General features: G+C 65.7%; 28 protein-coding genes. 18 read left to right on the top strand and 10 right to left on the bottom strand.

The annotated features are described in order from the left end of the window. From VFH65_RS09040 to VFH65_RS09020, 5 genes are all read right to left on the bottom strand, one after another. A partial coding sequence (locus tag VFH65_RS09040) for an OmpA family protein (protein WP_353320806.1) occupies positions 1-1,188 on the bottom strand: 1,188 nt, incomplete at its 3' end. Positions 1,189-1,300: 112 nt separating this feature from the next. Next, on the bottom strand, positions 1,301-2,644 hold the full coding sequence (locus VFH65_RS09035; RefSeq protein WP_353320805.1) for an RNA polymerase sigma factor: 1,344 nt from the start codon (positions 2,642-2,644) through the stop codon (positions 1,301-1,303). Positions 2,645-2,676: 32 nt separating this feature from the next. Further along, the gene (locus tag VFH65_RS09030; protein ID WP_353320804.1) at positions 2,677-3,474 is read right to left on the bottom strand and encodes a hypothetical protein; all 798 of its coding nucleotides are present in this window, start codon (positions 3,472-3,474) and stop codon (positions 2,677-2,679) included. Positions 3,475-3,564: 90 nt separating this feature from the next. Continuing rightward, positions 3,565-4,134, bottom strand: a complete 570-nt coding sequence (locus VFH65_RS09025; RefSeq protein ID WP_353320803.1) for a class I SAM-dependent methyltransferase — start codon at positions 4,132-4,134, stop codon at positions 3,565-3,567. A gap of 20 nt (positions 4,135-4,154) precedes the next feature. Then, on the bottom strand, positions 4,155-4,913 hold the full coding sequence (locus tag VFH65_RS09020) for an enoyl-CoA hydratase (protein WP_353320802.1): 759 nt from the start codon (positions 4,911-4,913) through the stop codon (positions 4,155-4,157). Between the two features lie 23 nt (positions 4,914-4,936). On the opposite strand from VFH65_RS09020, the gene VFH65_RS09015 reads away from it, so the two are divergent. Further along, positions 4,937-5,233, top strand: coding sequence for a DUF2277 domain-containing protein (locus VFH65_RS09015; RefSeq protein ID WP_353320801.1), 297 nt, complete (start codon positions 4,937-4,939; stop codon positions 5,231-5,233). After that, positions 5,230-5,790 (top strand): DUF1802 family protein, encoded by a 561-nt coding sequence (locus VFH65_RS09010; protein ID WP_353320800.1) that lies wholly within the window; start codon positions 5,230-5,232, stop codon positions 5,788-5,790. Before VFH65_RS09015 ends, VFH65_RS09010 begins: the two co-directional genes overlap by 4 nt. Here the strand turns inward: VFH65_RS09010 and VFH65_RS09005 are convergent. Then, positions 5,779-7,458: a CocE/NonD family hydrolase gene (locus tag VFH65_RS09005; protein WP_353320799.1), complete on the bottom strand. Its 1,680-nt coding sequence runs from the start codon at positions 7,456-7,458 to the stop codon at positions 5,779-5,781. The genes VFH65_RS09010 and VFH65_RS09005 overlap by 12 nt on opposite strands. 248 nt (positions 7,459-7,706) lie before the next feature. Here VFH65_RS09005 and VFH65_RS09000 point away from each other — a divergent pair, with 248 nt between their 5' ends. The 3 genes from VFH65_RS09000 to VFH65_RS08990 are packed head-to-tail and all read left to right on the top strand — an operon-like array spanning position 7,707 to position 8,853. Next, complete coding sequence (locus VFH65_RS09000) at positions 7,707-8,036, top strand: ArsR/SmtB family transcription factor (RefSeq protein ID WP_353320798.1); 330 nt, start codon at positions 7,707-7,709, stop codon at positions 8,034-8,036. Positions 8,037-8,038: 2 nt separating this feature from the next. After that, on the top strand, positions 8,039-8,494 hold the full coding sequence (locus VFH65_RS08995; RefSeq protein WP_353320797.1) for an SRPBCC family protein: 456 nt from the start codon (positions 8,039-8,041) through the stop codon (positions 8,492-8,494). A gap of 2 nt (positions 8,495-8,496) precedes the next feature. Then, complete coding sequence (locus VFH65_RS08990; RefSeq protein WP_353320796.1) at positions 8,497-8,853, top strand: VOC family protein; 357 nt, start codon at positions 8,497-8,499, stop codon at positions 8,851-8,853. 105 nt (positions 8,854-8,958) lie between these two features. Here the strand turns inward: VFH65_RS08990 and VFH65_RS08985 are convergent, their stop codons facing one another. After that, positions 8,959-9,531 (bottom strand): DUF3558 domain-containing protein, encoded by a 573-nt coding sequence (locus VFH65_RS08985; RefSeq protein WP_353320795.1) that lies wholly within the window; start codon positions 9,529-9,531, stop codon positions 8,959-8,961. 129 nt (positions 9,532-9,660) lie between these two features. Here VFH65_RS08985 and VFH65_RS08980 point away from each other — a divergent pair, with 129 nt between their 5' ends. The 4 genes from VFH65_RS08980 to VFH65_RS08965 are packed head-to-tail and all read left to right on the top strand — an operon-like array spanning position 9,661 to position 12,622. Then, the gene (locus VFH65_RS08980) at positions 9,661-10,608 is read left to right on the top strand and encodes a metallophosphoesterase family protein (protein WP_353320794.1); all 948 of its coding nucleotides are present in this window, start codon (positions 9,661-9,663) and stop codon (positions 10,606-10,608) included. Further along, on the top strand, positions 10,605-11,285 hold the full coding sequence (locus VFH65_RS08975; protein WP_353320793.1) for a 4'-phosphopantetheinyl transferase family protein: 681 nt from the start codon (positions 10,605-10,607) through the stop codon (positions 11,283-11,285). Before VFH65_RS08980 ends, VFH65_RS08975 begins: the two co-directional genes overlap by 4 nt. After that, positions 11,282-12,163, top strand: coding sequence for a tRNA pseudouridine(55) synthase TruB (truB, locus tag VFH65_RS08970; RefSeq protein WP_353320792.1), 882 nt, complete (start codon positions 11,282-11,284; stop codon positions 12,161-12,163). Before VFH65_RS08975 ends, truB begins: the two co-directional genes overlap by 4 nt. A gap of 48 nt (positions 12,164-12,211) precedes the next feature. Beyond that, positions 12,212-12,622, top strand: a complete 411-nt coding sequence (locus VFH65_RS08965) for a DUF6632 domain-containing protein (RefSeq protein WP_353320791.1) — start codon at positions 12,212-12,214, stop codon at positions 12,620-12,622. A gap of 2 nt (positions 12,623-12,624) precedes the next feature. Here the strand turns inward: VFH65_RS08965 and mntR are convergent, their stop codons facing one another. Further along, positions 12,625-13,326: a manganese-binding transcriptional regulator MntR gene (mntR, locus tag VFH65_RS08960; protein WP_353320790.1), complete on the bottom strand. Its 702-nt coding sequence runs from the start codon at positions 13,324-13,326 to the stop codon at positions 12,625-12,627. 81 nt (positions 13,327-13,407) lie between these two features. Here mntR and VFH65_RS08955 point away from each other — a divergent pair, with 81 nt between their 5' ends. The 7 genes from VFH65_RS08955 (at position 13,408) to VFH65_RS08925 (ending at position 20,929) form a co-directional block, all read left to right on the top strand. Continuing rightward, positions 13,408-14,382, top strand: coding sequence for a bifunctional riboflavin kinase/FAD synthetase (locus tag VFH65_RS08955; protein WP_353320789.1), 975 nt, complete (start codon positions 13,408-13,410; stop codon positions 14,380-14,382). 114 nt (positions 14,383-14,496) lie between these two features. Next, positions 14,497-14,766, top strand: a complete 270-nt coding sequence (gene rpsO / locus VFH65_RS08950) for a 30S ribosomal protein S15 (RefSeq protein ID WP_353320788.1) — start codon at positions 14,497-14,499, stop codon at positions 14,764-14,766. A gap of 9 nt (positions 14,767-14,775) precedes the next feature. Further along, the gene (gene lppU / locus VFH65_RS08945) at positions 14,776-15,267 is read left to right on the top strand and encodes an LppU family putative lipoprotein (protein WP_414688386.1); all 492 of its coding nucleotides are present in this window, start codon (positions 14,776-14,778) and stop codon (positions 15,265-15,267) included. Positions 15,268-15,595: 328 nt separating this feature from the next. Continuing rightward, positions 15,596-17,854 carry a polyribonucleotide nucleotidyltransferase gene (locus VFH65_RS08940; RefSeq protein WP_353320787.1) on the top strand — a complete coding sequence of 753 codons (2,259 nt, stop codon included), beginning with the start codon at positions 15,596-15,598 and terminating at the stop codon, positions 17,852-17,854. Next, a complete protein-coding gene (locus VFH65_RS08935) occupies positions 17,835-19,178 on the top strand; it encodes a M16 family metallopeptidase (RefSeq protein WP_353320786.1) in 1,344 nt (447 codons plus the stop codon). The genes VFH65_RS08940 and VFH65_RS08935 overlap by 20 nt, the downstream gene beginning before the upstream one ends. A 17-nt stretch (positions 19,179-19,195) precedes the next feature. Continuing rightward, positions 19,196-20,089: a class A beta-lactamase gene (bla, locus tag VFH65_RS08930; RefSeq protein WP_353320785.1), complete on the top strand. Its 894-nt coding sequence runs from the start codon at positions 19,196-19,198 to the stop codon at positions 20,087-20,089. Between the two features lie 108 nt (positions 20,090-20,197). Next, positions 20,198-20,929, top strand: a complete 732-nt coding sequence (locus VFH65_RS08925) for a LuxR C-terminal-related transcriptional regulator (RefSeq protein WP_353320784.1) — start codon at positions 20,198-20,200, stop codon at positions 20,927-20,929. A gap of 20 nt (positions 20,930-20,949) precedes the next feature. Here VFH65_RS08925 and ald read toward each other — a convergent pair whose 3' ends face one another. Then, a complete protein-coding gene (gene ald / locus VFH65_RS08920; protein WP_353320783.1) occupies positions 20,950-22,065 on the bottom strand; it encodes an alanine dehydrogenase in 1,116 nt (371 codons plus the stop codon). Positions 22,066-22,159: 94 nt separating this feature from the next. On the opposite strand from ald, the gene VFH65_RS08915 reads away from it, so the two are divergent. Together VFH65_RS08915 and VFH65_RS08910 are read left to right on the top strand one after the other, a co-directional pair. Next, positions 22,160-22,675 (top strand): Lrp/AsnC family transcriptional regulator, encoded by a 516-nt coding sequence (locus VFH65_RS08915; protein ID WP_353320782.1) that lies wholly within the window; start codon positions 22,160-22,162, stop codon positions 22,673-22,675. An 88-nt stretch (positions 22,676-22,763) separates the two neighbouring features. Beyond that, positions 22,764-23,072, top strand: a complete 309-nt coding sequence (locus tag VFH65_RS08910) for a hypothetical protein (RefSeq protein WP_353320781.1) — start codon at positions 22,764-22,766, stop codon at positions 23,070-23,072. Positions 23,073-23,098: 26 nt separating this feature from the next. Here the strand turns inward: VFH65_RS08910 and VFH65_RS08905 are convergent. Beyond that, on the bottom strand, positions 23,099-23,906 hold an 808-nt coding region (locus VFH65_RS08905; RefSeq protein ID WP_353320780.1), incomplete at its 5' end, for an HNH endonuclease signature motif containing protein.

Genomic DNA, 23,906 nt, shown 5'->3' with positions numbered 1-23,906 from the left:
GGTCAAGGTCACCGTGGTGAGCAGGTGGCCGTCAATGCGCTTGACGCTGTCGACCTTCGCCTGAGCGCCCTTGGCCGCCAGATCGTTTGGCACTTCGCGGGCTTCGAGCTGGACGGGCGCGGCGGCGGTCACGTCGCCGGTGCGGATCTCCACCCGTCGGTTCTGGGCGCGCCCGTCTGGATCGTCGCTGCCGTCCGGTTTCGTGTTCGTAGCGACCGGCCGGGACTCGCCGAATCCGACTGCGTTGTAGGTGAATCCGCTGCCGAGTTTGTCCTGAAGTGCCGCCCGCACAGAAGCCGCACGGGCCTCCGACAGCAGCTGGTTGGAGGCGTCGTCACCGATGGCGTCGGTATGCCCCTCGATAGTGATAGTGCCCGTGGTGGCCTCGATTTGGTCGTCGACCGCATCGAGCGCAGACTGTGCCGCCGGTGTGAGATCCGATTTGGCGAATTCGAACAACACGTCGCTGGGCAGCTTGATCTCCACCGGAGTCTCCGTGCCAACACCCTCGGGGCCCGTGTTCGCACAAATCAGAGTGTTGACGTAGGGCTCGGGGCCGCGTGGGCCCGTGAGCACCGGATCGTCTTTGAGGGCCGCCGACCCCGCGGCTTCGATCGGCACCTCGACGGGCTGCAGCACGTTGGTCATGAACCACAGTGACGTGGTCTCTTCCGGCGGCGCGGTGAACACGGCGGTGATGGTGGCCGCTGAACCGGGCGCGATCTCGTCGTACTGGTTGTCGCTGACCCGGCCGTCGAACCCGTCGGCCTCCTGCACGTCATAGGCGGTTGCGCGCGGCAGGTCGACGAGCTTGAAGTTGCGTTCGATCAGGCCCAGCCCGACGTCGTACGGTTCGACCGGCTGTTGTGTGCCGTTGAACAATTCGAACTGCAGCGCGATGTCCTGGTCGCCGAGCCGCACCAGCCGAATGTCTTGAGCTTCCATGGGAAACGCGGTCGACGCGGGTTTGGCGACGATCCCGCTGCCGGCGGGCTCGCCAACGTTGGCCGACGCGGGTCCGGACGTCGCCGGCAGGCCCGGCCGGGTTGCGACGGGGGAACCGGCCTCTCCGCCGCTCGTGCACCCGGCGATGGCGGACGCCACGATCACCGCACCCGCCGCACCCCACGCGCGCATCGATGGTCTGCACTTCGGCTCGGTCGCGTTGCGGTCAAAGGTGGTGTTCATGGCGCGCTCCCTAAGTGATGGCGGCCCGGTTGGGCCGCGGTCACAGGTAAGAGCGTCTGCAAAGCCGCGCTCGGACACTTTTAAGAGAATTCCTGGGTTGTGTTCCCTGCGCTCACGGGCACTGAACGGTGGAACACGGCCGGTCCGGGTTAGGCCCGGTCAAGTCACCCGGCCCGGTGAGGTCGCCGCCTCCCGGCGGTGGCGGCGGTGGGTCTGGCCACGCGGGCAGCGGCCACTCGGGCAGCGGCCAGGGCGGCGGCTCCGGAGGCACCGGCGGTACGGGCGGCTCCCCGGGTGGGAGTGGCGGCGGCTCTGGAACGGGTGGTGGCGGTGTGGTGATGACCGGCGGCGGAACCGACGACGTCCGTCGGTCCGGCGGCGTTGTTACGACGGGAACACTCGACTCCGCAGTCGGTGCGGGTGGAGGCGGCGCCATGCTGGGCGGCGGCGCAGGCGCATCGGTGGCGGGCAGTGATTCGCTGACCTCGGTGGGGGTGATCGAGACGCTCTTCTGACTCAGCCAGACGAGTGTCAGCCCCAGCGCGGCGATCAATGCGGCGATGAACGCAGTAACCGGCATGACGAAACTGCGGCCGCCTTGGTCATTCGGCCGACCATGCGCCTTGCCCATCGGCGTCGACGAGGAGGTCAGCTGCACCTCGCTCAGCGTGCGGTCGCGCAGCCAGTCCGGCGCGGGGATGAACACCGGCGCGGTGCCCAGCAGCGCGACGGGACTGACCAGCCGTCGCCGTTCCTCGTCGCAGTTGTCGCAGGACTCGATGTGCCGCGAGATGCGTTTGCGCATAAGCACATTGAAGTGTCCGTCCCAGTCTTCGAGCATCGCGGCGAGATCGGGGCATCCGCCGGTGTTGCGGATGCGGCGGGAGACCAGCAGCGCGCCGAGCGACCGTTCGATGGACCCGCGCAGCCGGTGAACGAGGGTGTTGGCGTTGCTCGGGCTGACCCCGAGGGCCTCGGCCAGCTCGGGTCCGTCCAAGCCGTGACGGAAAGCCAACTCGAGAACGGTGCGGTCGCGTTCGGAGAGTCCACCGGCGGCGTCTGCGATCAGATCGGCGAGTTCGGTGCGCGCGGCGAGGGTCTCGGGTCCGGGCTCACCTGTGGCGATGTCCGGGAGTTCGTCCGACGGTTCTTCGCGGCGACGCTCGCGGATCCGTCGGAGCGCCTCATTGCGGGCGATCGAGTAGAGCCAGGGCCGCAATTTTCCCGGTTCGCGCAGCTGCGGCAGACGGGTCGCCGCGATGCAGAACACGTCCTGCACACAGTCCGCGGCGCCGTCGCGGTCGCGGAGCATCCCGACGCAGAAGTCGTGCAGGCGGTCCGCGTAGCGGTCGTAGATTCCTGCGAACGCCTGCCTGTCTCCGGCCGCGGAGGCTCGGGCCAGCTCAGCGTCGCTCCCGCCCGGGCCCCCGAGGTCCCAGTTATGTGCTGCGGTCATCGCTTCGACCCCCGACGTGGGTAGCGCTGATGCTACGACCCGAACCCGACCGGCGGGACGAACTTCGGCAGGCTCGGCGGCTCGGGCTGCGGGTTCAGCTCTGCCGACGGAGCCAGTGGAAGCTCGATCACCGGGTCGGGTTCCGGCGCAGGGTCCGGGTTGGGCATCGGGGCGAGCGGCAGATCCGGCAGAAACACCGGTGGCACCGGATCCGGCTCCGGCAGCTTGAAGGTCGGGTCGTCCAGCAGGGGCGGTTCGGGGTCCGGCTCTTCGGAGTCCTGCTCTGGCGTCTCGGGTAGTGGTGGAAAGTCCGGGATCGGGACCTCGACGATCACCGTGCTATCGCCCTCACCGCTGACTGTCGGCGGCGTACTGACGTCGGCTGCGTGCTGTCTACTCGGCGGCGCGGGAACCAACGGGACTGGGGCTGTTTTCTGCTCGGACACAACCGGATTCGGACTCGCTGCGTCGTCTGAACGGGATTCAGTCGGTAGGGCGCTCGTTGGCGCGGGCAACCCGCTTTCGGATCTGGGAACCACGACGGTGGGCTGAGCGGATTCAGTGAAGTCGAACAGCATCACGCCCAGCGCGGCGCCTCCGATCACTCCGGACGCTAGCGCCGCTGCGAGTAGCGCGCGCCTGGCCGACGGCTGCGGTTCTTCCGGGATGACCGACTCGGTCGGGCCGGTTGTGGCGAGGCCCAATCGGTCTTCGTGTTCAGGCTGACCGAGGGGGCTCGACGACCATGCGGCCGCGATGGTCTGCGTGTACGGCGCCCATGCTGCCGCGACGGTCTGGGTGTTCGAATCGGTGTCGAAGTTGGTGGTCATGGCGCTTTCCTGGTGTGATCGCTGCCCTGGTTGGGCTGCGGTTACAGCTAGGAGCACCGACTATGCGCACTTCTGACACTTTTTGCGGAACTAGTTGTTGGCGGTTCTTGCGACGACCGCCCAGCCGTACGGATTGGTCCGCACGTCCACGTCGACGAAACCGGCCGCCGCCAGCCGTGATGGCAGGCCGTCCGGGTCGACCGGGTTGTAGGTGTCGCCCTCGTGGTGGGCTCGCAACTCGTCGCTGGCCAGGCTGTCGCTGGCCACCAGCGCAGCGCCGGGCCGCAGCACGCGGGCAACCTCCGCGAACAGCCGATCCTGCAGTTCGTTCGTCGCGACGTGGTGCAGCATCGTGAAGCACGCCGCGCCGGAGAACCGGCCGTCGGCATAAGTCAGAGACGTCGCGTCGCCGTGCACGATCTCCACCGTTGGCAGGCCGGCGAAGCGCTCGATCAGCATGGCCGCGAGCTCGTCGTCGATCTCGACCGAGGTGAGTCGCGGCACTGCCTCGCTGAGCACGTCGGTGGTGGCGCCATATCCGGGTCCGACCTCGAGCACGTCGTCGCCGAGGTCGACGTCGCCGAGCGCCCACGGCAGGATGACATCCCGGATCGCCTGCCGCCATTCGTCGCTTCCGCAGTGCTTGTGCGCTTCGTTCACGACCCGCAGCCTACGAAAAATCAGCGCACCTGCGCACGGCCCCGCTGCAGCACCGCATCGCGGTTGGCGGTGATGTCGTCGCCAGTGGCGCGGCTCATCCACTGAGTGGCCGACTCGGCCTCGATCGTCAGACCTTCGCGGGTCCCGGCGTCGTCGATGCGGTGATACGAGGCCAGCAACGCGCGCACCGCCGTCTGGTTATTGCCGACGATCGACGCCGCCACCTGCCGCGCGACCGACAGCAGCTCGTCGTGGGCCACCACCTCGGTGACCAATCCGGCCCGCAACGCGTCGGCGGCCGACAGATAGTCCCCGGTCATGCTCATCCGGCGGGCCATCCCGACGCCGACCTTCTGCGGCAGCCGCACAGAAAGACCCCACGTGGGCAGCAGACCAACGCGGGCATGGGTATCGGCGAACCGGGCCTGCTCGGAGGCGATCAGGATGTCGCAGTACAGCGCGAGCTCCAGGCCGCCGGTCACCGCCGCGCCGTTGATCGCGCCGATCACCGGTTTGGTCATCGGCGGCCACTGCGGCGAGATGTCCGGCAGCTCCGAGGAATCGCCGAGTTCCTTGAGGTCGAGTCCGGCACAGAACACCGGGTCAGCGCCGGTGAGGATGACAACGTCGACCGAGTCGTCGGTCTCCGCATCGTGCAGCGCCTGAAAGAACCGCCTGCGAAGCTCGGCCGATAGCGCGTTGCGTGACTTCGGCCGGTTCAGCGTCAGCGTGCGCACCCGGTCTTCAGTGTCGATGAGCAGGACGTCGTCGTTCGTCATCCAATCAACCTATCGTGGGTGTCATGTGCCGAAACATCACCGAACTGCGCGGCCTGGAACCCATCGCGACCGCCGAGGAAATCGAGGCCGCCGCCCGCCAATATGTCCGCAAGGTCAGCGGAATCACCAGGCCGTCGGCCGCGAACGAAGAGGCGTTCGAGGCCGCCGTCGCAGAAGTCACCGCCACGACCACGCGGCTGCTGGACAGCCTGCCGCCGAGAAAGCAGCCACCCAAGACGGTGCCGCCACTGCGACGGCCCGAAGTACTGGCGCGGCTGAAGGCCGGAGCCGCGAAGTCGGCGACATCCAGCACCGCGTGACGACAACCCTTACGCAGCCCGCGCTCAAGGAGTGGAGTGCGGCAGTGCATGCGCTGCTCGACGGCAGGCAGACTGTGCTGCTGCGCAAGGGTGGTATCGGTGAAAAGCGGTTCGCTCTCACGGCATCGCGCTTCTTGCTGTTCCCGACGGTCGCTCACAGCCATGCCGAGCGCGTGCGTCCTGAACACCGTGACCTTCTCGACATCGCTGCCGCAGACAGCGCCGATGATGCAATAGTGCTGCGTGCAGGCGCCAAAGTCGTTGCCGCCGTTGAGGTGAATCTGCCCGACGCGCTCGAAGAGATTGCGCCGCTTCATATTTGGACCGATCAATCGGTGCGCGCGGACCGGATCGACTTCCGGCCCAAGCACCGGCTCACGGTGCTGGTGGTGCAGGCCAGCCCTCTGGTCGAGCCGCTGCGGCTGGTGCGCACGCCGGAGTACGCGGGATGTACCAGCTGGGTCGACCTACCGGTCAGCCCGGAGTGGGCGCCGCCGGTGCACGACGACGCCTTCCTACAAGAGATCGCCGACCGGGTTCGCCGCTCAGTCGGTTGACGGTGGACGCGGGCCCGCAGGCAGCACCAGACGTGACGCGCCGTCGCCCAGATGCACCGTGTGCTTGGCGGATTGAAGCCGCCGGCCGGTCAGGAATGGCTCTCCGGTGCCGAGATTCCTGGCGAAGCGCGGATGCGACCCACCTGCGATCATCACCCGGATACGCGAACCCGTGCGGAACCGGTGCGCGATCGCATCCAGTTCCATGCTGACGGTCCCGGAATCGGCTGTGCCGCGGCGGTATCCGTCGCTGACGTTGCGGGAACGTCCCTTGGCGTCCACTTCGCTGATCCTGACGAAGAGGTCGTTGTGGGGATTGTCGCAGCTGTGCGACAACTCGATGACCGGGGATCCGACGACGTAAAGATCGCGAGATAGGGCGTCTCCGGTGAAGCTCAGCACGTCGGCGCGTCGCGCCAGCCGGGTGTCGTTGCGGTAGCCGCTCTCCGGCGCGAGGAACCGACCGCCGATGGTGGGCGTCGGATCGGCGGGGTTGTACGTGAACTTCGACGACGGCGCTGTGTCGGGCGGCACTGCGTCGCCGAGACGCCCGCCGGGTTGCAGGTATCGCACTTGCTCGGGCATCGCGGGCGGCCAAACCGGTAGATCCATCCAGCCTTGTCCGTTGACGTGTATCCGTACTGGGCTGCGCCGATTGCCTTGGCCTCCCGCCAAATGCGTGTCGAGCCAGTCCAACGATTCGCGGATCACGGTCGCGGCGCCCTTGGTCACCACCTGGGTGTGATTCCACGGCCCAATCGTCATCGCGACGGGCACGTCACGGCGGTGCAGATGCTGAAACTGCGCGACCGTCTGCTCGAGAAACAGGTCCTGCCAGCCGCCGATCAACAGCACAGGAATCTCGGTGCGGTCCAGGGCGCTGTGAAGCTGGCGCTCGGACCAGAACGGGTCGTCGTGCTCCGGGTGCTCGAGCCATGACTCGTACCACGGTGCCCCGGTGCCCAGCAGCGCTCGGGCCGCCTCACCCGCAGGCAGGCCGGCCGTTGCGCGGGCCAGCAGGCGTCGGGCGCGCAGTTGGCGGATCGACCCGCGGATCAAGCCGGTTTCTTCCTGGTGGGCGACCAGGTCGCTCCAGCCGAGGAAGTCGTTCAGCCCGAACGTACCCGTGCCCCATCGTGGCCCGCTGAGGTCGTGCGGGCCGACGGTGATGACCGCCGCCTTCATCTCGGGCGGCGGCTCGGTCAACAACGCCCATTGCGTGAAGCCGAGGTAGGACAGCCCTATGGTGCCGAAGGAACCGGTGAACCATGGCTGGTCGCGCAGCCACGCCGCGGTGTCGGCACCGTCGGCGATCTCGTGGACCATCGGATCAAAGTCGCCGCCGGAGCCGAATGTGCCGCGGACGCTTTGGACGATGACGTGGTAGCCGCGCGACGCGTAGACGCCGGCGAACAGTATCGAGAACGGGAACATGCGGCCGTAGGGCCCGCGGACCAGCAGTGTGCCCGCCGGATTCGACGTCTGTGGCTCGTAATGGTCGGCGACCAGCTCGACTCCGTCGCGCATCGGTACGCGCAGGCCCCGGTGCACGGTGTACTCGGTGGTGTGTGGTGGCAGGTGCAACAGGCCGCTGACGGCGCGGCCGGCGTACTGCTTGACCTTCGAGCGGGTCGGTGTCGAGGCGGGGGCGGCAGATACTGCGGTCACCTAACGAATCTAACGCGTGTCGAACAACCGGCCGCCTTCGCGTCTATGCCGGAGCTGGTCGTGTGGATTCTCAAAATACGTGTCACTTCTGCCCGCAGCTGCTGAAGGCGGAGAGCAGCGATCGCAGTCCGATCGGGCGGCCTGGTCTGCAGAAAGTCGACAGGTAATGGCCAACCGCCGTCGTCGATGCTGCCGCATGGTTAACCAGTTACTTGACTTTTCAGTGATCGATCGCGATAGTTAAGCATGTGCCTAACCAATCCGCTTCCGACGGCATAGGCCGCGTGTTCCAGGCGCTCGCCGACCCGACCCGGCGGGCGATCGTCGAGCGGCTGGTGTGCCGCCCGGCGGCGGTGAAGGCGCTGGCCGAGCCGCTGACGATGTCGTTGCCTGCGGTGATGCAGCACCTGCAGGTACTGGAGGCAGCTGGCGTGATCGTGACCGAGAAGGTCGGCCGGGTGCGCAGCTGCCGGATCGAACCCAAGGCGCTGCGTGAAGCCGAGCAGTGGCTCGGCCGCCAGCGTACGGAGTGGGAACGGCAGCTTGATCAACTCGACGAGTATCTGAAGGGAAATTGATCATGGAGATAACGCACTCGACGTTCACGCTGGAGCGTCGCTACCCGGCCTCGGTCGAGCGGGTCTTTCAGGCTTGGGCGAATCCGGAAGCCCGGCGACGCTGGATGGCCAGAGGCGCCGAGCACTCTCAGAACTTTGTGGTTGGCGGCCTCGAGACGGTCAAGGGGTTCGATGGAGAGGGCCGTGCTCTCACGTATGAGGCGCGCTACGCCGAAATCGTGCCTGATGAACGAATTCTCACTACGTCGACGCTGCACACCGAGGACCGACTGTCGACGGTCTCGGTCACCAGTGTCGAGTTCCGGGCAGAAGATGCCAACACCTGGGTGGTGCTGACGGAGCACGGAGTTTACCTACCCGGCCAGGAGCAACCCGAGTGGCGAGAACACGGAACCGCGCAGCAATTAAACACTCTGGCAGCGGAATTCACCGCAGTAGCTGATGCAAAGGAGAACTGATCATGGCGCACGTTGACTTCGTGCTGGCCGTCGTCGCGGTGAGCGATATCGAAGCAGGCCGGGCCTGGTACACCACGCTGTTCGGACGCGAACCCGACAACAACCCGATGCCGAACCTGGTCGAATGGCAGGTCACCGATGGCGGCTGGGTACAGGTGACCGAGGACCCCTTGCGCGCCGGCAACGGGATGCTCAACTTGGCCCTGTCTGACTTCGAGGAAGGCGTCCGCGAACTTCGCGAAATGGGTCTTGTGACTGGCGAGATCATCGATGCCAACAAGGGCGTACGACTATTTCCGATCGCTGATCCTGACAACAACATGATTCAGCTGGTCGGCAACTTCCGCGTGAAGTATTAACTAACGGGACGCTGCGCTGCAGCAGGCCGGTGTGCGCTACCGCTGGGCGGGCGAGGAGACGATAGGCATGCTCGAACGCTCGAGTCCGATGGACAAGATCGTGCGTTAGAAGATGTAGTGCGGCGAGAGTTCGTGCGCCCGCTGCAGATTCGTTCTCATGCAGTCGACATCATCTTGGCCGGCATAGATCGGCGAGTAGAAGAGCACCTGCTGGATGACGCCGTAACTGGTGTCGAAGGCGACCGCACAAGTGATCCACCACCGGTTGTTCCAGTCGGTCGGCTTCATCACCCAGAACTGCGCGGCGCGGTGACCGTCGATGTCGAGTTCGATGGCGTCGGGCGGCAGCGTTTCTTCGTAGGTGCGCCAGACGAACGCCTCGACGGCCACCTGATAGTTCCCCGCGTCGTACTTGCAGCGCAGGCCTTCCTCGGGCGTGGGCGGCGTGAATGCCAGCCCGATGCGCTGGACGACGTCGAGCGGGATGTCACGGCAGGGGTTGAACGGATCGGGATCGACCGTATCGATGACCGGCCACTTGATCGTGGTGGTGACGTTGGTCATGGGGATATCGGTCGCATTGACCCGCAGTGGTCCGGCCGGACTGGTCTGCCACACCACAATCACCGCCGCGACCAGCGCACACAGCGCTGAAAGCAGGCGCAATTTGGCGACCATCACACCCCCTCACGTTGTCCGACCCTGCGGGGAGTGTAGCGGTCCGCGCCGCGCCGCCGAACAGGAAACAGGAACATGTTCTAGTTGCCGGGCGGAGCTCTGACGACTCCGCAAGTAGGCTGGTCGGTTGTGACACGCGACGGCCGACCCACGCTGTGGGCGATCAGCGACCTACACACGGGTCACACCGGCAACAAGCCGGTCACCGAGTCGCTTCACCCGGCCTCTCCCGACGACTGGCTGATCGTCGCAGGGGACGTCGCCGAACGCACCGACGAGATTCACTGGTCGCTGGATCTGCTTCGCAAGCGGTTCGCGAAGGTCATCTGGGTGCCAGGTAACCACGAGCTGTGGACCACCAACCGGGATCCGATGCAGATCTTCGGCAAGGCCCGCTATGACTACCTGGTCAACATGTGCGACGAGATGGGCATCATCACCCCGGAACACCCGTTTCCGGTGTGGACCGACGAGGGCGGACCGGCCACGATCGTGCCGATGTTCCTGCTCTACGACTACACCTTTCTGCCTGCCGGAGCCGGCACGAAGGCCGAGGGCCTGGCGATCGCACGCGAGCGCAATGTCGTCGGCACCGACGAGTTCCTGCTGTCAGCGGAGCCGTATGCCACCCGCGATGCCTGGTGCCGCGACCGGGTGGCCTACACGCGCAAGCGGCTTGAGGATCTCGACTGGATGACGCCTACCGTGCTGGTGAACCATTTCCCCCTGGTGCGCGAACCCTGCGATGCGATGTTCTATCCGGAGTTCTCGCTGTGGTGCGGCACCACCGCGACCGCGGACTGGCACACCCGCTACAACGCGGTCTGCTCGGTCTACGGTCACCTGCACATCCCGCGCACCACGTGGTACGACGGCGTTCGTCACGAAGAGGTCTCCGTCGGCTATCCGCGAGAGTGGCGGCGCCGCAAGCCTTATCGGTGGCTGCGACAGGTGCTGCCCGACCCTAAGTACGCGCCGGGGTATCTCAACGAGTTCGGTGGACACTTCGAGATCACTGCGGAGATGCGTGAGCACGCCGAGAAAGTGCAGCAGCGCGTCAAAGAGAGGCGGGCATGACCGTCGTCTCAACCCTGCTGTCCGGTGTGCTACCCGGTGCACCGCGCGCTTTGGCGGCCGCCGAGATGTATGACGATCCACCGGAATTGGCGCCGCTACCCGAAGAGGAGCCGCTGATCGCGAAGTCGGTGGCCAAGCGGCGCACCGAATTCGTCACCGTGCGGTACTGCGCACGGCAGGCCCTCGGTGAGCTAGGGGTGCCGGCCGTGCCGATCCTCAAGGGGGACAAGGGCGAACCGTGCTGGCCCGACGGTGTGGTCGGCAGCATGACGCACTGCGAGGGCTACCGCGGTGCGGTCGTGGGCCGGCATGACGAGGTGCGCTCGGTTGGGATCGACGCCGAACCGCACGACGTGCTGCCAAATGGTGTGCTGGGCGCCATCAGCCTGCCTGCCGAGCGCGCCGAGTTGCAGGCCATGCCTTCCGGACTTCATTGGGATCGAATCCTGTTCTGCGCCAAGGAAACAACATACAAGGCGTGGTACCCGCTGACCCGTCGCTGGCTCGGCTTCGAAGATGCGCACATCGTGTTCGACGTCGACGACACCGGCACATCTGGTGGGTTCGTGTCGCGGATTCTGATCGACCCCGCTGCCGTTTCTGGGCCGCCGCTTGAAACGCTGTCGGGCCGGTGGTCGGTGCGCGACGGCCTAGCGCTGACCGCGATCGTCTTATGACCGATCCGGGTCTCGTCATCGTTGACAAGCCCGGCGGTCTCACCAGTCACGATGTGGTGGGCCGCTGTCGTCGCATCTTCGGCACCCGCAAGGTCGGCCACGCCGGCACGCTTGACCCGATGGCCACCGGCGTGCTGGTCGTCGGCATCGAACGGGCCACGAAGATCCTTGGCTTGCTGACCGTCACCGACAAGGCGTATACCGCGACCATTCGATTGGGACAGACCACGTCGACAGAGGACGCCGAAGGCGAGATCCTGCAGACCATTTCGGCAGACAACGTCACCGATTCGCAGATCGAGGAGGCCGTCGCGGCGCTGCGCGGTGACATCGCCCAGATTCCGTCTGCCGTCAGCGCGGTCAAGGTTGGCGGCCAGCGGGCCTACAAGTTGGCGCGCGAAGGTCAGACCGTCGAGCTGGCTCCTCGTCACGTCCGTATTCACCGTTTCGACGTGCTGGCTGTGCGCCGGCATGACGGCATCGTCGACGTGGACGTCGAGGTCGACTGCTCCTCCGGTACATACATCCGTGCGCTGGCCCGCGATGTCGGCGAAGCGCTACAGGTCGGTGGCCACCTCACGGCGTTGAGGCGCACCCGCGTCGGCAGATTCGGCCTTGATCAGGCTCGCACCCTCGACGATCTCGCCGAGCAACCGCGGCTGAGCTACAGCCTCGACGAGGCATGCCTGCAGTCGTTTCCGCGCCGCGAGATCACCGCAGAGGAGGCAGAGTCCGCCCGTCACGGAAGGGCGCTGGAACCCGCCGGAATCGAAGGGGTCTATGCCGCAACGGCGCCCGATGGTCTCGTGATCGCGTTGTTGCGCGACGAGCCGAGCCGCACGAAGTCAGTGGTGGTGCTCAAACCTGCGACGCTGTAAGGCGTTCGAGCGCATACTGGCAACCCGTTTGAAAGATCGGAGACACAGATGGCGTCGCCGTACAGACTTCTTCAGTTCGCACTGGCCGCGTTCGGCGCGATCATGCTGCTGCTGTATCCACTGGCGCTGGTGTGGCCGTCGGGCTGGGCGTGGCATCCTGGCGCGCCCCACCACTCTGACTACTTCATGATGATCGTCGGCGTCTACGCAACGCTTGGTGTCTTTCTGCTCAACGCGGCGCGGAACCCGCGCGCCAACCTCAGCTTGATCTGGTTCACCGTGTGGTCCAGCGCCGTCCACGCCGCCATCATGGCCGTGCAATCTTTCGGTCACGGAAACCATTTGGGACATCTGTGGGGAGATGTCCCTGCGCTGCTTCTGGTCGCTGTGGTACTGGCGTCGCTCGTGCTGTCGTCTGGCCTCAAGCAGCCGTCTCGTGAAGGTGCGGAAACGGCTTAGCCCTAGCCGACCACCCAAATCGCTTCTGCGGCAGGGCTTCCCAGGTCGACGGTGGCTGCAGAACCGTCCGGACCTTCTGGGCTCTCGATGGCCACGGAGATCATGCCTGCGAAGTCGCGCCGGGCCAGCACCCGCAGCCGCGAGTCCAGGCTGATACCAACGCTGTCGAAGTACCGCAGCATCTCCGGGTCGGCATCGGAGATGCGGGCCACTGTTCCCGCGTCGCCGTCCTTGCAAACCGACAGCTGCCGCGCGTCAGGCGTGGGCACCTGTCCGTCGGCTGCAGGGATCGGGTCGCCGTGGGGGTCGCGGGTGGGATGGCCGAGCTTGGCGTCGATGCGGTCCAGCATGCGGTCGGATACGGCGTGCTCGAGCACCTCGGCCTCGTCGTGCACCTCGTCCCAGCTGTAACCCAGCTCGCGGACCAAGAAGGTCTCCATCAGCCGGTGCCGTCGCACCATCGCCAGCGCAGCGCGCCGGCCTGCCGCCGTCAGCGTCACGGCTCCGTACTTCTCGTGATCGACAAGGCCCTGGTCGGCCAGCTTGCGGATGGACTCCGATGCGGTGCTGGCCGACACACCGATCTTCTCGGCCAGCATCTTGGTGCTGACCTTTTCCAGTGACCATTCCTGGGCCGTCCAGATCACTTTCAGATAGTCCTGGGCAACCGTCGTCAGGTCGCGAGGGTTACCGTTTGGACTCACAACAACAAAGTTTAGGCAATGGTCACCTGATCTGGTGATCTAGCGAAGCCCCGGACACGGACGCGCCGTAGGCTTGCGGCTGTGCAGCGCTGGCGGGGGCAGGATGAGATCCCCACGGACTGGGGCCGATGCGTCGTCACGATCGGCGTGTTCGACGGTGTCCATCGGGGACATCAGGAACTGATCAATCACGCCGTGAAGGCAGGCCGTTCCCGCGGCGTGCCGACGGTGCTGATGACATTCGATCCGCATCCCATGGAAGTCGTCTTCCCTGGCAGCCACCCCGCGCAGCTGACCACGCTGACCCGGCGGGCCGAGCTGGTCGAGGAAATGGGCATCGACGTGTTCCTGGTGATGCCGTTCACGTCGGATTTCATGAAACTGACCCCCGAGCGATACATCCACGAACTGCTGGTCGAACGCCTCCATGTCGTCGAAGTCGTGGTCGGGGAGAACTTCACCTTCGGCAAGAAGGCCGCAGGCAACGTCGCGCTGCTCCGCAAGGCGGGCGAGCGCTTCGGCTTCGCGGTCGAGGGCATGTCGCTGGTCGCCGAACATCACCAGGACGAGACGGTCACGTTCTCGTCGACCTACATCCGATCCTGCGTCGACGCCGGCGACGTCGTGGCAGCGACCGAGGCGCTGGGCCGGCCGCACCGGGTCGAGGGCGTGGTGGTCCGCGGCGACGGGCGCGGCAAGGTGCTCGGCTTTCCCACCGCCAACGTGGCACCGCCGATGTATTCGGCGATTCCCGCCGACGGCGTGTACGCCGCCTGGTTCACGGTGCTGGGCCATGGTCCGGTGATGGGCACCGTCATCCCCGGCGAGCGCTACCAGGCCGCGGTGTCGGTTGGCACCAACCCGACGTTCTCCGGGCGGACCCGCACCGTGGAGGCCTTCGTGCTGGACACCGCTGCCGACCTGTACGGCCAGCACGTCGCGGTCGACTTCGTCGCCCGGCTCCGTGGGCAGGAGAAGTTCGATTCGGTGAGCGACCTGGTCACACAGATGGGCAGCGACACCGAGCACGCCCGCACGATTCTTTCTGCGCACTGAGCATGAGATAAGCTGCCAGCCGACGACGTGCGCTGCAGTTCGCGGCGGCCGCGTCGGCCTTTTTATGAGAAGGCACCGACTTATGACGCGGACCTATGGATATGGAGTTGTTTCGTGGCGCTCACTGCCGAACAGAAAAAAGACATTCTGGGCCAGTACGGCCTGCATGACACCGACACCGGCTCGCCGGAGGCCCAGGTCGCACTGCTGACCAAGCGGATCTCCGACCTGACCGAGCATCTGAAGCTGCACAAGCACGACCACCACTCGCGGCGCGGGCTGCTGCTGCTGGTGGGTCGGCGCCGCCGCCTGCTGAAGTACGTCGCACAGGTCGACGTGCAGCGCTACCGGTCCCTGATCGAGCGACTCGGTCTGCGTCGCTGACGTCAGACGGTGCAAACCCTGCCCGCGGTCATCACCGCGGCGCTCATCGCAGTCGGGGGATTGACGGGTTGTTCCTCCGCGGCAACCGTCGACATGCAGGTGGGGGATTGCCTGAAGATGGGTGGCACGCCGGATCGGCCGGAAGCCACCAAGGCCGAATGCGGTAGCCCGGAGTCCAACTTCAAGGTCGCTGCGTCCGTGGAGAACAGCGACCAGTGTCCCGCCGACGTCGACTCGTACTACTCGATGCGTAGCGCGTTCTCCGACACCAGCAACACGATCTGCATGGACATCGACTGGGTGGTGGGTGGCTGCATGAGCATCGACCCGGAAAACGACAAGGATCCAGTCCGGGTGGACTGCAACGACAGCTCGGTGCCCAACCGGCAGCGCGCCACGCAGATCCTGAAAAACGTCGCCAGCGTCGACCAATGCGCCAGCGGGGTGGGCTACCCGTACGACGTACGCAACTTCACGGTGTGCGTGGAGGACGTGTCCTGAGCGCCCCGGAAGAGCAGCCGATTAGGGGTGGCGGACCTGCTGCGATGTAAGATGGTCGCGTTCGCCAGCCGTTCGGCTCGAACAACTGGGTGCGGCTCGCGCATATCGCGTGTGCTGTTCCCGCGTCTCACGTCAGGGCCCGCCTGATCGCGCGGTCTTCGGTAGTGGCCGCCGGACTCCCCAACGGGGGATGCCGGCCGCTTCGATCGACGGCCGTAGCCGCATCAAGGCCGGTGGTGCTGGGCCCCCCTTCGGGGGCTGCGTCGAGTTCCGACAATGACGACGCGAAACAGCTGAACAATGAACCAGAGAGGCCATACGGACGTCCATGTCTGTAGTTGAAATTGAAGACGGCGTGTTCGAATCCACCGCCGTTATCGACAACGGGAGCTTCGGCACCCGCACCATCCGTTTCGAGACCGGGCGGCTCGCCCAGCAAGCCGCCGGTTCCGCCGTCGCTTATCTCGACGACGAGACCATGCTGCTGTCGGCGACGACCGCAAGCAAGAACCCCAAGGATCACTTCGACTTCTTCCCGCTGACGATCGATGTCGAGGAGCGGATGTACGCCGCAGGGCGCATCCCCGGCTCGTTCTTCCGCCGTGAGGGCCGGCCGTCCACCGACGCGATCCTGACCTGCCGGCTGACGGACCGGCCCCTGCGCCCGTCGTTCGTCTCCGGCCTGCGCAACGAGATCCAGGTCGTCGTCACGGTGATGAGCCTGGATCCCAACGATCTGTACGACGTGGTTGCCATCAACGCGGCATCGGCGTCCACCCAGCTGGCGGGTCTGCCGTTTTCCGGACCCATCGGCGCGGTGCGCGTCGCGCTGATCGACGGCACCTGGGTCGCATTCCCGACCGTCGAGCAGCTCGGGGGCGCCGTGTTCGACATGGTGGTCGCGGGCCGTGTGCTCGAAGACAATGACGTGGCCATCATGATGGTCGAGGCCGAGGCGACCGATAACGTCGTCGAACTGGTCGCCGGTGGCGCGCAGGCGCCGACGGAAGCCGTTGTGGCCGAAGGCCTCGAGGCTGCCAAGCCGTTCATCGCCACGCTGTGCGCAGCACAGCAGGAGCTCGCCGACCGCGCGGCCAAGCCTGTCGGCGATTACCCGGTCTTCCCTGAGTACGGCGAGGATGTCTACTACGCCGTGGCTTCGGTCGCCACCGAGACGCTCTCGGAGGCGCTGACCATTGCCGGTAAGGCCGAGCGCAACGACCGCACCGACGAGATCAAGGGTGAGGTGCTCGACCGGCTCGCCGAGCAGTACGCGGGCCGCGAGAAGGAAATCGGCGCGGCGTTCCGGTCATTGACCAAAAAGCTTGTCCGGCAACGCATCCTGACCGACCACTTCCGTATCGATGGTCGTGGCATCACCGACATCCGCGCGCTGAGCGCCGAGGTCGCCGTGATTCCGCGGGCCCACGGCAGCGCACTGTTCGAGCGTGGCGAGACCCAGATCCTTGGCGTCACCACGCTGGACATGATCAAGATGGCTCAGCAGATCGACTCGCTGGGGCCGGAGACCACCAAGCGCTACATGCACCACTACAACTTCCCGCCGTATTCGACCGGTGAGACCGGTCGCGTCGGATCGCCCAAGCGCCGCGAGATCGGCCACGGCGCACTGGCGGAGCGGGCGCTCATGCCGGTGCTGCCGAGCATCGAGGAGTTCCCGTACGCCATTCGGCAGGTGTCGGAGGCGCTCAGCTCCAACGGCTCCACCTCGATGGGATCGGTGTGCGCGTCGACACTGTCGCTGCTGAACGCCGGAGTTCCGCTCAAGGCGCCGGTGGCAGGCATCGCGATGGGCCTGGTGTCTGACGACATTGAAATTGAAGGCGGTGGCACGGAGCGCCGCTTCGTCGCGCTGACCGACATCCTCGGAGCAGAGGATGCCTTCGGCGACATGGACTTCAAGGTCGCCGGTACCAAGGAATTCGTCACCGCGCTGCAGCTGGACACCAAGCTCGACGGCATCCCGTCGCAGGTGCTGGCGGGGGCGCTGTCGCAGGCCAAGGACGCCCGCCTGACGATTCTCGAGGTGATGGCCGAGGCCATCGACGCGCCCGACGAGATGAGCCCGTACGCGCCGCGGATCACCACGATCAAGGTGCCGGTCGACAAGATCGGCGAGGTCATCGGGCCCAAGGGCAAGATGATCAACTCGATCACCGAGGAGACCGGCGCGTCCATCTCCATCGAGGACGACGGCACGGTGTTCGTCGGTGCGACCAATGGCGAGTCGGCGCAGGCCGCGATCGACAAGATCAACGCGATCGCGAACCCGCAGCTGCCCAAGATCGGTGAGCGGTTCCTCGGAACCGTCGTCAAGACAACCGATTTCGGTGCGTTCGTGTCGCTGCTTCCGGGTCGTGACGGGCTGGTGCACATCTCCAAGCTCGGCAGGGGCAAGCGCATCGCGAAGGTCGAAGACGTAGTCAACGTCGGCGACAAGCTGCAGGTGGAGATCGCCGACATCGACAATCGCGGCAAGATCTCGTTGGTCCTCGTCGCCGAAGACGACACTGCGGACGCGCCGTCGGGCGCGGATGCGCCTGTTGATGCCACCACCGGCTCGTAAGTCGGCGTCGTTGCGTGGTCAGCATCGCGGCAGCGAAACAGCTGCCGCGGTGCGGCGCACACTGCTTCCGGGTGGCCTTCGGGTAGTCACCGAGTTCATCCCCTCGGTGCATTCGGCTTCGGTCGGTGTCTGGGTCAACGTGGGTTCGCGCGACGAGGGCCGCAGCGTGGCCGGTGCCGCGCACTTCCTTGAACACCTGTTGTTCAAGTCGACTCCGACGCGCACCGCGGTCGACATCGCGCAATCCGTCGACGCCGTCGGCGGTGAGCTGAACGCGTTCACCGCGCGCGAGCACACCTGCTACTACGCGCATGTGCTCGACACCGATCTGGAGTTGGCGATCGACCTGGTCGCCGATGTGGTGCTGCGAGGACGGTGCGCCGCAGACGATGTCGAGCTCGAACGCGACGTCGTGCTGGAGGAAATCGCGATGCGCGACGACGACCCGGAGGACACGCTCGGTGATGTGTTCCTTTCGGCGATGTTCGACGGCCATCCCGTCGGCCGCCCCGTGATCGGCAGCGTCGACTCGGTATCGGCGATGACTCGCGCGCAACTACATTCGTTTCACGTCCGCCGCTACGTTCCCGAGCGGATGGTGGTGGCGGTCGCAGGCAATGTCGAGCACGACGAGGTGGTCGGGCTGGTGCGCGAGCACTTCGGGCCGAGGCTGGTGCGTGGTCGCAGTCCGCTGCCGCCGCGCAAGGGCACCGGCCGGGTAACCGGCCGGCCGGCGCTGCATCTGGTCAACCGCGACGCCGAACAAACGCACCTGTCGCTGGGTGTGCGCACGCCCGGCAGGCACTGGGAGCATCGATGGGCCTTGTCGGTGCTCAACACCGCACTGGGCGGCGGCCTGAGTTCGCGTCTGTTCCAACAGATTCGGGAGACACGCGGGTTGGCCTACTCGGTGTATTCCACGGTGGACACCTTCTCCGACAGCGGAGCGCTGTCGATCTACGCCGCATGCCAGCCGGAACGGTTCGACGAAGTGGTCCGTGTGACCACCGACGTACTTGCGACGGTGGCCCGCGACGGCATCACCGAAGCCGAATGCCGGATCGCGAAGGGGTCGATGCGGGGCGGGCTTGTGCTCGGACTCGAGGACTCCGGCTCGCGGATGAACCGTATCGGCCGCAGCGAGTTGAACTACGGCGAGCACCGCAGCATCCCCGACACTCTCGACAAAATCGACGCCGTCACCCTCGAAGAGGTCAACGCCGTCGCGCGCAAGCTGCTGACACGGCCGTTCGGCGCCGCCGTGCTGGGTCCGCAACGGTCGAAAAAGTCGTTGCCGCAGACGCTTCGGGCCATCACGGGCTGACCGCTACCCTGGGACCGATGACTGGACTGTCACGGCGAAGGGTTCTGATCGGCGGTGTGACGTTCGCGGCATTCGCGGCGGGTGCACCACCGTCGGCGATCGCCAATCCACCGTTCAATCCGAGCTTCGAACAGAGCCTGGCGGGGTTCGAACAAGCACATAACGCGCTGATCGGTTTGTTCGCCGTCAATCTGAATTCGGGCCGAACGCTGACCCATCGGGCGCAGGATCCGTTCGCGATGTGTTCGACGTTCAAAACCTATGCCGCCGCGCGGGTATTGCAGATGGTCGAAAGCGGCGGGCTGTCACTCGACCGGACGGTGTTCGTCGAACCGGGAGCCATCGTGGCCAACTCGCCGGTGACCGGTCCACGAGCGGGCGGTGAGATGACGCTGGCGCAGCTGTGCCCGGCGATGCTGCAGCTCAGCGACAACACGGCGGCCAACCTGCTGCTGGAGGTCATCGGCGGACCGCAGGCCATCACCGCGTTCGCGCGCAGCATCGGCGATGACCGGTCGCGGCTGGATCGTTGGGAGACCGAATTGAACTCGGCGGTCCCTGGCGACCCGCGTGACACCAGCACACCTGAAGCGCTGGCCGGGGGATATCGCAACCTGCTTGCGGGCGACGTCCTTGGCGTTCCGCAACGCAGGCAGCTCGAGGACTGGATGCGCGGCAATCAGACATCGAGCATGCGGGCTGGACTGCCGCCGGGATGGACCACCGCCGACAAGACAGGCAGCGGGGATTACGGCAGCACCAATGACGTCGGCATCGCGTATGGGCCGCAGGGCCAGCGGGTTCTGCTGGCGATATTGACGCGGTCGCGGGCCGATGATCCGAAGACGGAGAATCTGCGCCCGCTCATCGGTCAGCTGACCGCCGTAGTACTGCCCGCGCTGCAGGAATAGGTGAAGAGATAGGGAAAATCCCGATTCCTCGCACGCCTCACCTGACATACGTTCGGTCTACAAACCAGCTGCATTGGTACGTAAGGCGGGCAACGAGAAGTGGATGCAATGGAACTGCGGGAATCCATCCGCGACAGAATCAGCGCGGCTGATGCGCCGGGAATACCTCCGACAAAGGAGCCGCCGCGCACGGAGTGGGTCACGGTCGTTGACGATCATGACGCGATCCATGCCGCCGTGGAGTTGTGGTGCACTCAGGCCCAACCTCCGATCCGGTTCGACGGCAGCTACTTCTCCGCCGAACAGTTCCTCGCCGAACATGCCGCATCCGTTGTGCCGGGCATCGGCGTGGTCGTGCTCGGGCTGGACGTAGAAGGTCGGGTCGACTTCACCGGGCTCGATCGAATCGTGCAACGGCGGCATCGGGTGATCGTGTACTCACACTTCCCAAGTGACAAGGTGATCCTCGCTGCACTGGATCGCGGCGCAGTCACCTATCTGGCGAAATCGGAGCGCAAGGAACACTTGATCGACGCGATCCGTGCGGCGGGAACCGACACTCCGTATGTCGCGCCGAAGATGGCCGGGGCGATGCTCAACGACAGCACCGTCGGCCATCCGAGTCTGGCTCCGCGCGAGAAGGAAGTACTGATCGCCTGGTTCCGAACCGAGAGCAAGGAGCTGGTTGCCCAGCAGCTGGGCATCGCCCCGACGACAGTCCGTACGCACTTGCAGCGGGTGCGGGCCAAGTACGCGGCGGTCGGACGCGCGGCCACCACGAAGGCCGCCCTGGTTGCTCGCGCAATTCAAGACGGCATCATCGACGTGGACGACCTCTAGCTCGCGTTCCTTGGCAACGGTCAGCGCAGAACGGTGGCCGGATCGGTGTAGTCAAGACCCAGGTCGGAGGCGACCTGCTCGGAAAGCAGAGCGCCCTCGTGCGTGGACAGCCCCTTGGCCAGCGCCGCATCGGATTCGCATGCGGCCTTCCAACCCTTGTCGGCCAGCTTCAGCACGTACGGCATGGTGGCGTTGGTCAGCGCGTATGTCGACGTGCGCGGCACCGCACCCGGCATGTTGGCCACGCAATAGAACAACGTGTCGTGAACGGCGAACGTGGGGTCGTCATGCGTGGTGGGCCGCGAGTCTTCGAAGCAGCCGCCCTGATCGATCGCGATGTCAACGAGCACGGCGCCCGGCTTCATATGGGCGACAGTCGAATTCGTGACAAGCTTCGGCGCCTTCGCGCCCGGCACCAGCACGGCGCCGATCACCAGGTCGGCGCGCTTGACCGCGTCCTCCAGATCGAGCATCGAGCTGTATCGCGTTTCGATGCGGCCGCCGAACTCGGCGTCCACCTCGCGCAGCTTGTTGATGCTGACGTCGAACACTGTGACGTGGGCACCCATCCCAGCGGCGACGCGTGCGGCGTTGTAACCGGCGGTGCCGCCGCCGATGACGACGACCTCGGCTGGCGCGACCCCGGGCACGCCGCCCATCAACACGCCACGACCGCCGTGGCTGCGCATCAGGTGGTACGCACCGACCTGGGCGGACAGGCGTCCCGCCACTTCGCTCATCGGAGCGAGCAGTGGGAGCGCGCGGTCGGCGGTCTGCACGGTTTCGTAAGCGATCGACGTGGTGCCCGAGGCGATCAGCGCGTCGGTGCACGGCTTCGATGCCGCCAGATGGAGATAGGTGAACAGGGTCTGGCCCTTGCGCAGGCGCGCATATTCCGGCTCGATCGGCTCCTTGACCTTCAGCAGCAGCTCCGCCTCGGCCCACACCTGATCGGCGCCGTTGATCAACTGCGCCCCGGCCCGCTTGAAGTCGGAGTCGGAAATCGCCGAGCCCTCGCCCGCGCCGGCCTGAATGATCACCTCGTGGCCGCGGTGGACCAGCTCGGCCACACCCGCAGGGGTGATGGCAACGCGGAACTCGTTGTTCTTGATCTCGGTCGGGATTCCGACGCGCATGACCGCTCCTAAAGTCGTGTTTGGCTACCTAAGAGTGTGAAGAACATGCGGTAGAATGGCAATCACCCCGAGGATTCTTCGGTATGATATCCGGATGACGGAAGAATCAACACGATCGGTGGCTTTCAAGGCGCGGCCGTCGAAGGATGTTCGGCCGGTTGAAATCGACGCCATCGACCGTCGAATCCTGACCGCGCTTCACGCCGATGCGCGGATGTCCAACAACGCACTCGCCGAACTCGTCGGGATCGCACCGTCGACCTGCCACGGCCGGGTCCGGCGACTCCAGGAGCTAGGCGTGATCCGCGGCTTTTATGCGGACATCGATCCGGCCGCAATAGGTTTGACGCTGCAAGCGATGATCTCGGTCAGTCTGCAGTCCAATGCCCGCGGCAAGATCCGCAACTTCATCGGAGAGATGCGGAGCAAGCCACAAGTGATGGATGTCTACTTCCTCGCGGGCGCCGACGACTTCATCCTGCACGTCGCCGCGCGCGATACCGACGATTTGCGGGCATTCGTGGTGGAGAACCTCAACGCCGACGCTGACGTGGCGGGCACCCAGACGTCGCTGATCTTCGAGCACCTGCGGGGAGCTTCACCGCTGTAGTGCCCACCCATCCGGACGGGCTTCTGTAACGAATGACGGGTGTGCCCACACCACAGCTTCATCCGTAGTCCTCTGGAAAGGCAAGACAATGAAGTCGTTCACCATCTCTGTCGTCACCGCCGGTGCATTCGCCGCAGCCGCAATGGGATTCGCAGGCGTCGCCAACGCGGCCCCGTCAGGTCCCCGTACGGCAGACCAAACAGTCGACCAGTTGCAGGCCGACGGCTTGACTGTAATCCTGAACAAGACGGGCACGGCACCGCTGGATCAGTGCACCGTCGATGCGGTCCGCCCCGGCCAGACATTCACTCGGATGGATTCCGGTGCGCCCGGCGCGATGGACGACATCGTCACCACCGTCACCTCGAGCACCGTCTACGTCGACGTCTCCTGCTGAACTCACGACGATCCGCCCGCGGGCATTCAGTCCGCGGTCGGGTCGTCGTCTTCTTCGTCGGGTAGTAGGTATTTCTCTGGGTGGTGGTAGTTGTTGACCCGCGTTTGGCCGGTGTCCAGGTGCGGCGGCGGTATCCATTCGGTGCGGCCGTCTTTGCGTTTTCGGGTTGTCCAGCCGCCGGGTTTGACGCGGCGGTTGTCTTTTCCACACGCCAGGGTTTCGTCGGTGATGTCGGTGTGACCGCCCGCGGCCCAGTCTTGGGCGGCGTGATGGACCTGGCTGTGATAGGCCGGTGCGGTGCAGCCGGGGAAGGTGCAGCCGCGATCCTTGGCATACAGCATGATCCGCTGGGCTTTAGTAGCGAACCGTTTGGCCCGACCCAGATACAGCGGTTCGTTGGTGTGTTTATCGAACACCGCCAGGTAGTGGTGGGCGCTGGAGGCTTGCCGGATCACTTCGGACATCGGCAGCAGGCTGCCTCCTCCGGTGACCGCATGCCCTCGACCGGATTCAAGTTCTTGCAGGGTGGTGGTGATGACCATGGTCACCGGCAACCCGTTATGGCTGCCCAACTGCCCGGACGCCAACAAGGCTCGCCCCATCGCGACCAGAGCGTCGAGGTTGCGCTGCCCAGTCGAGCGCACATCAGAGGCGACCTTCTCGGGGGTGGGTTCGCCGTCCACACACGGGGCCTGGTCCTCGGGATTGCACATGCCCGGGGCGGCCTGCTTGGCCATCACCGCTTCGAGCACCGCGCGGGCTTCGGGGGTCAACCAACCTTCGGCCTTGCTCATCCCGTCGCGCTGTTGCGGGCCGATGCGGAAGCTGCGCCGA

Origin of the sequence: Mycobacterium sp., from assembly GCF_035697385.1 — a bacterium.
In the GTDB taxonomy this organism is placed as follows: domain Bacteria; phylum Actinomycetota; class Actinomycetes; order Mycobacteriales; family Mycobacteriaceae; genus Mycobacterium.
Note: the sequence above shows the minus strand (reverse complement) of the source record. Positions and strands in the feature narration are given on the sequence as shown.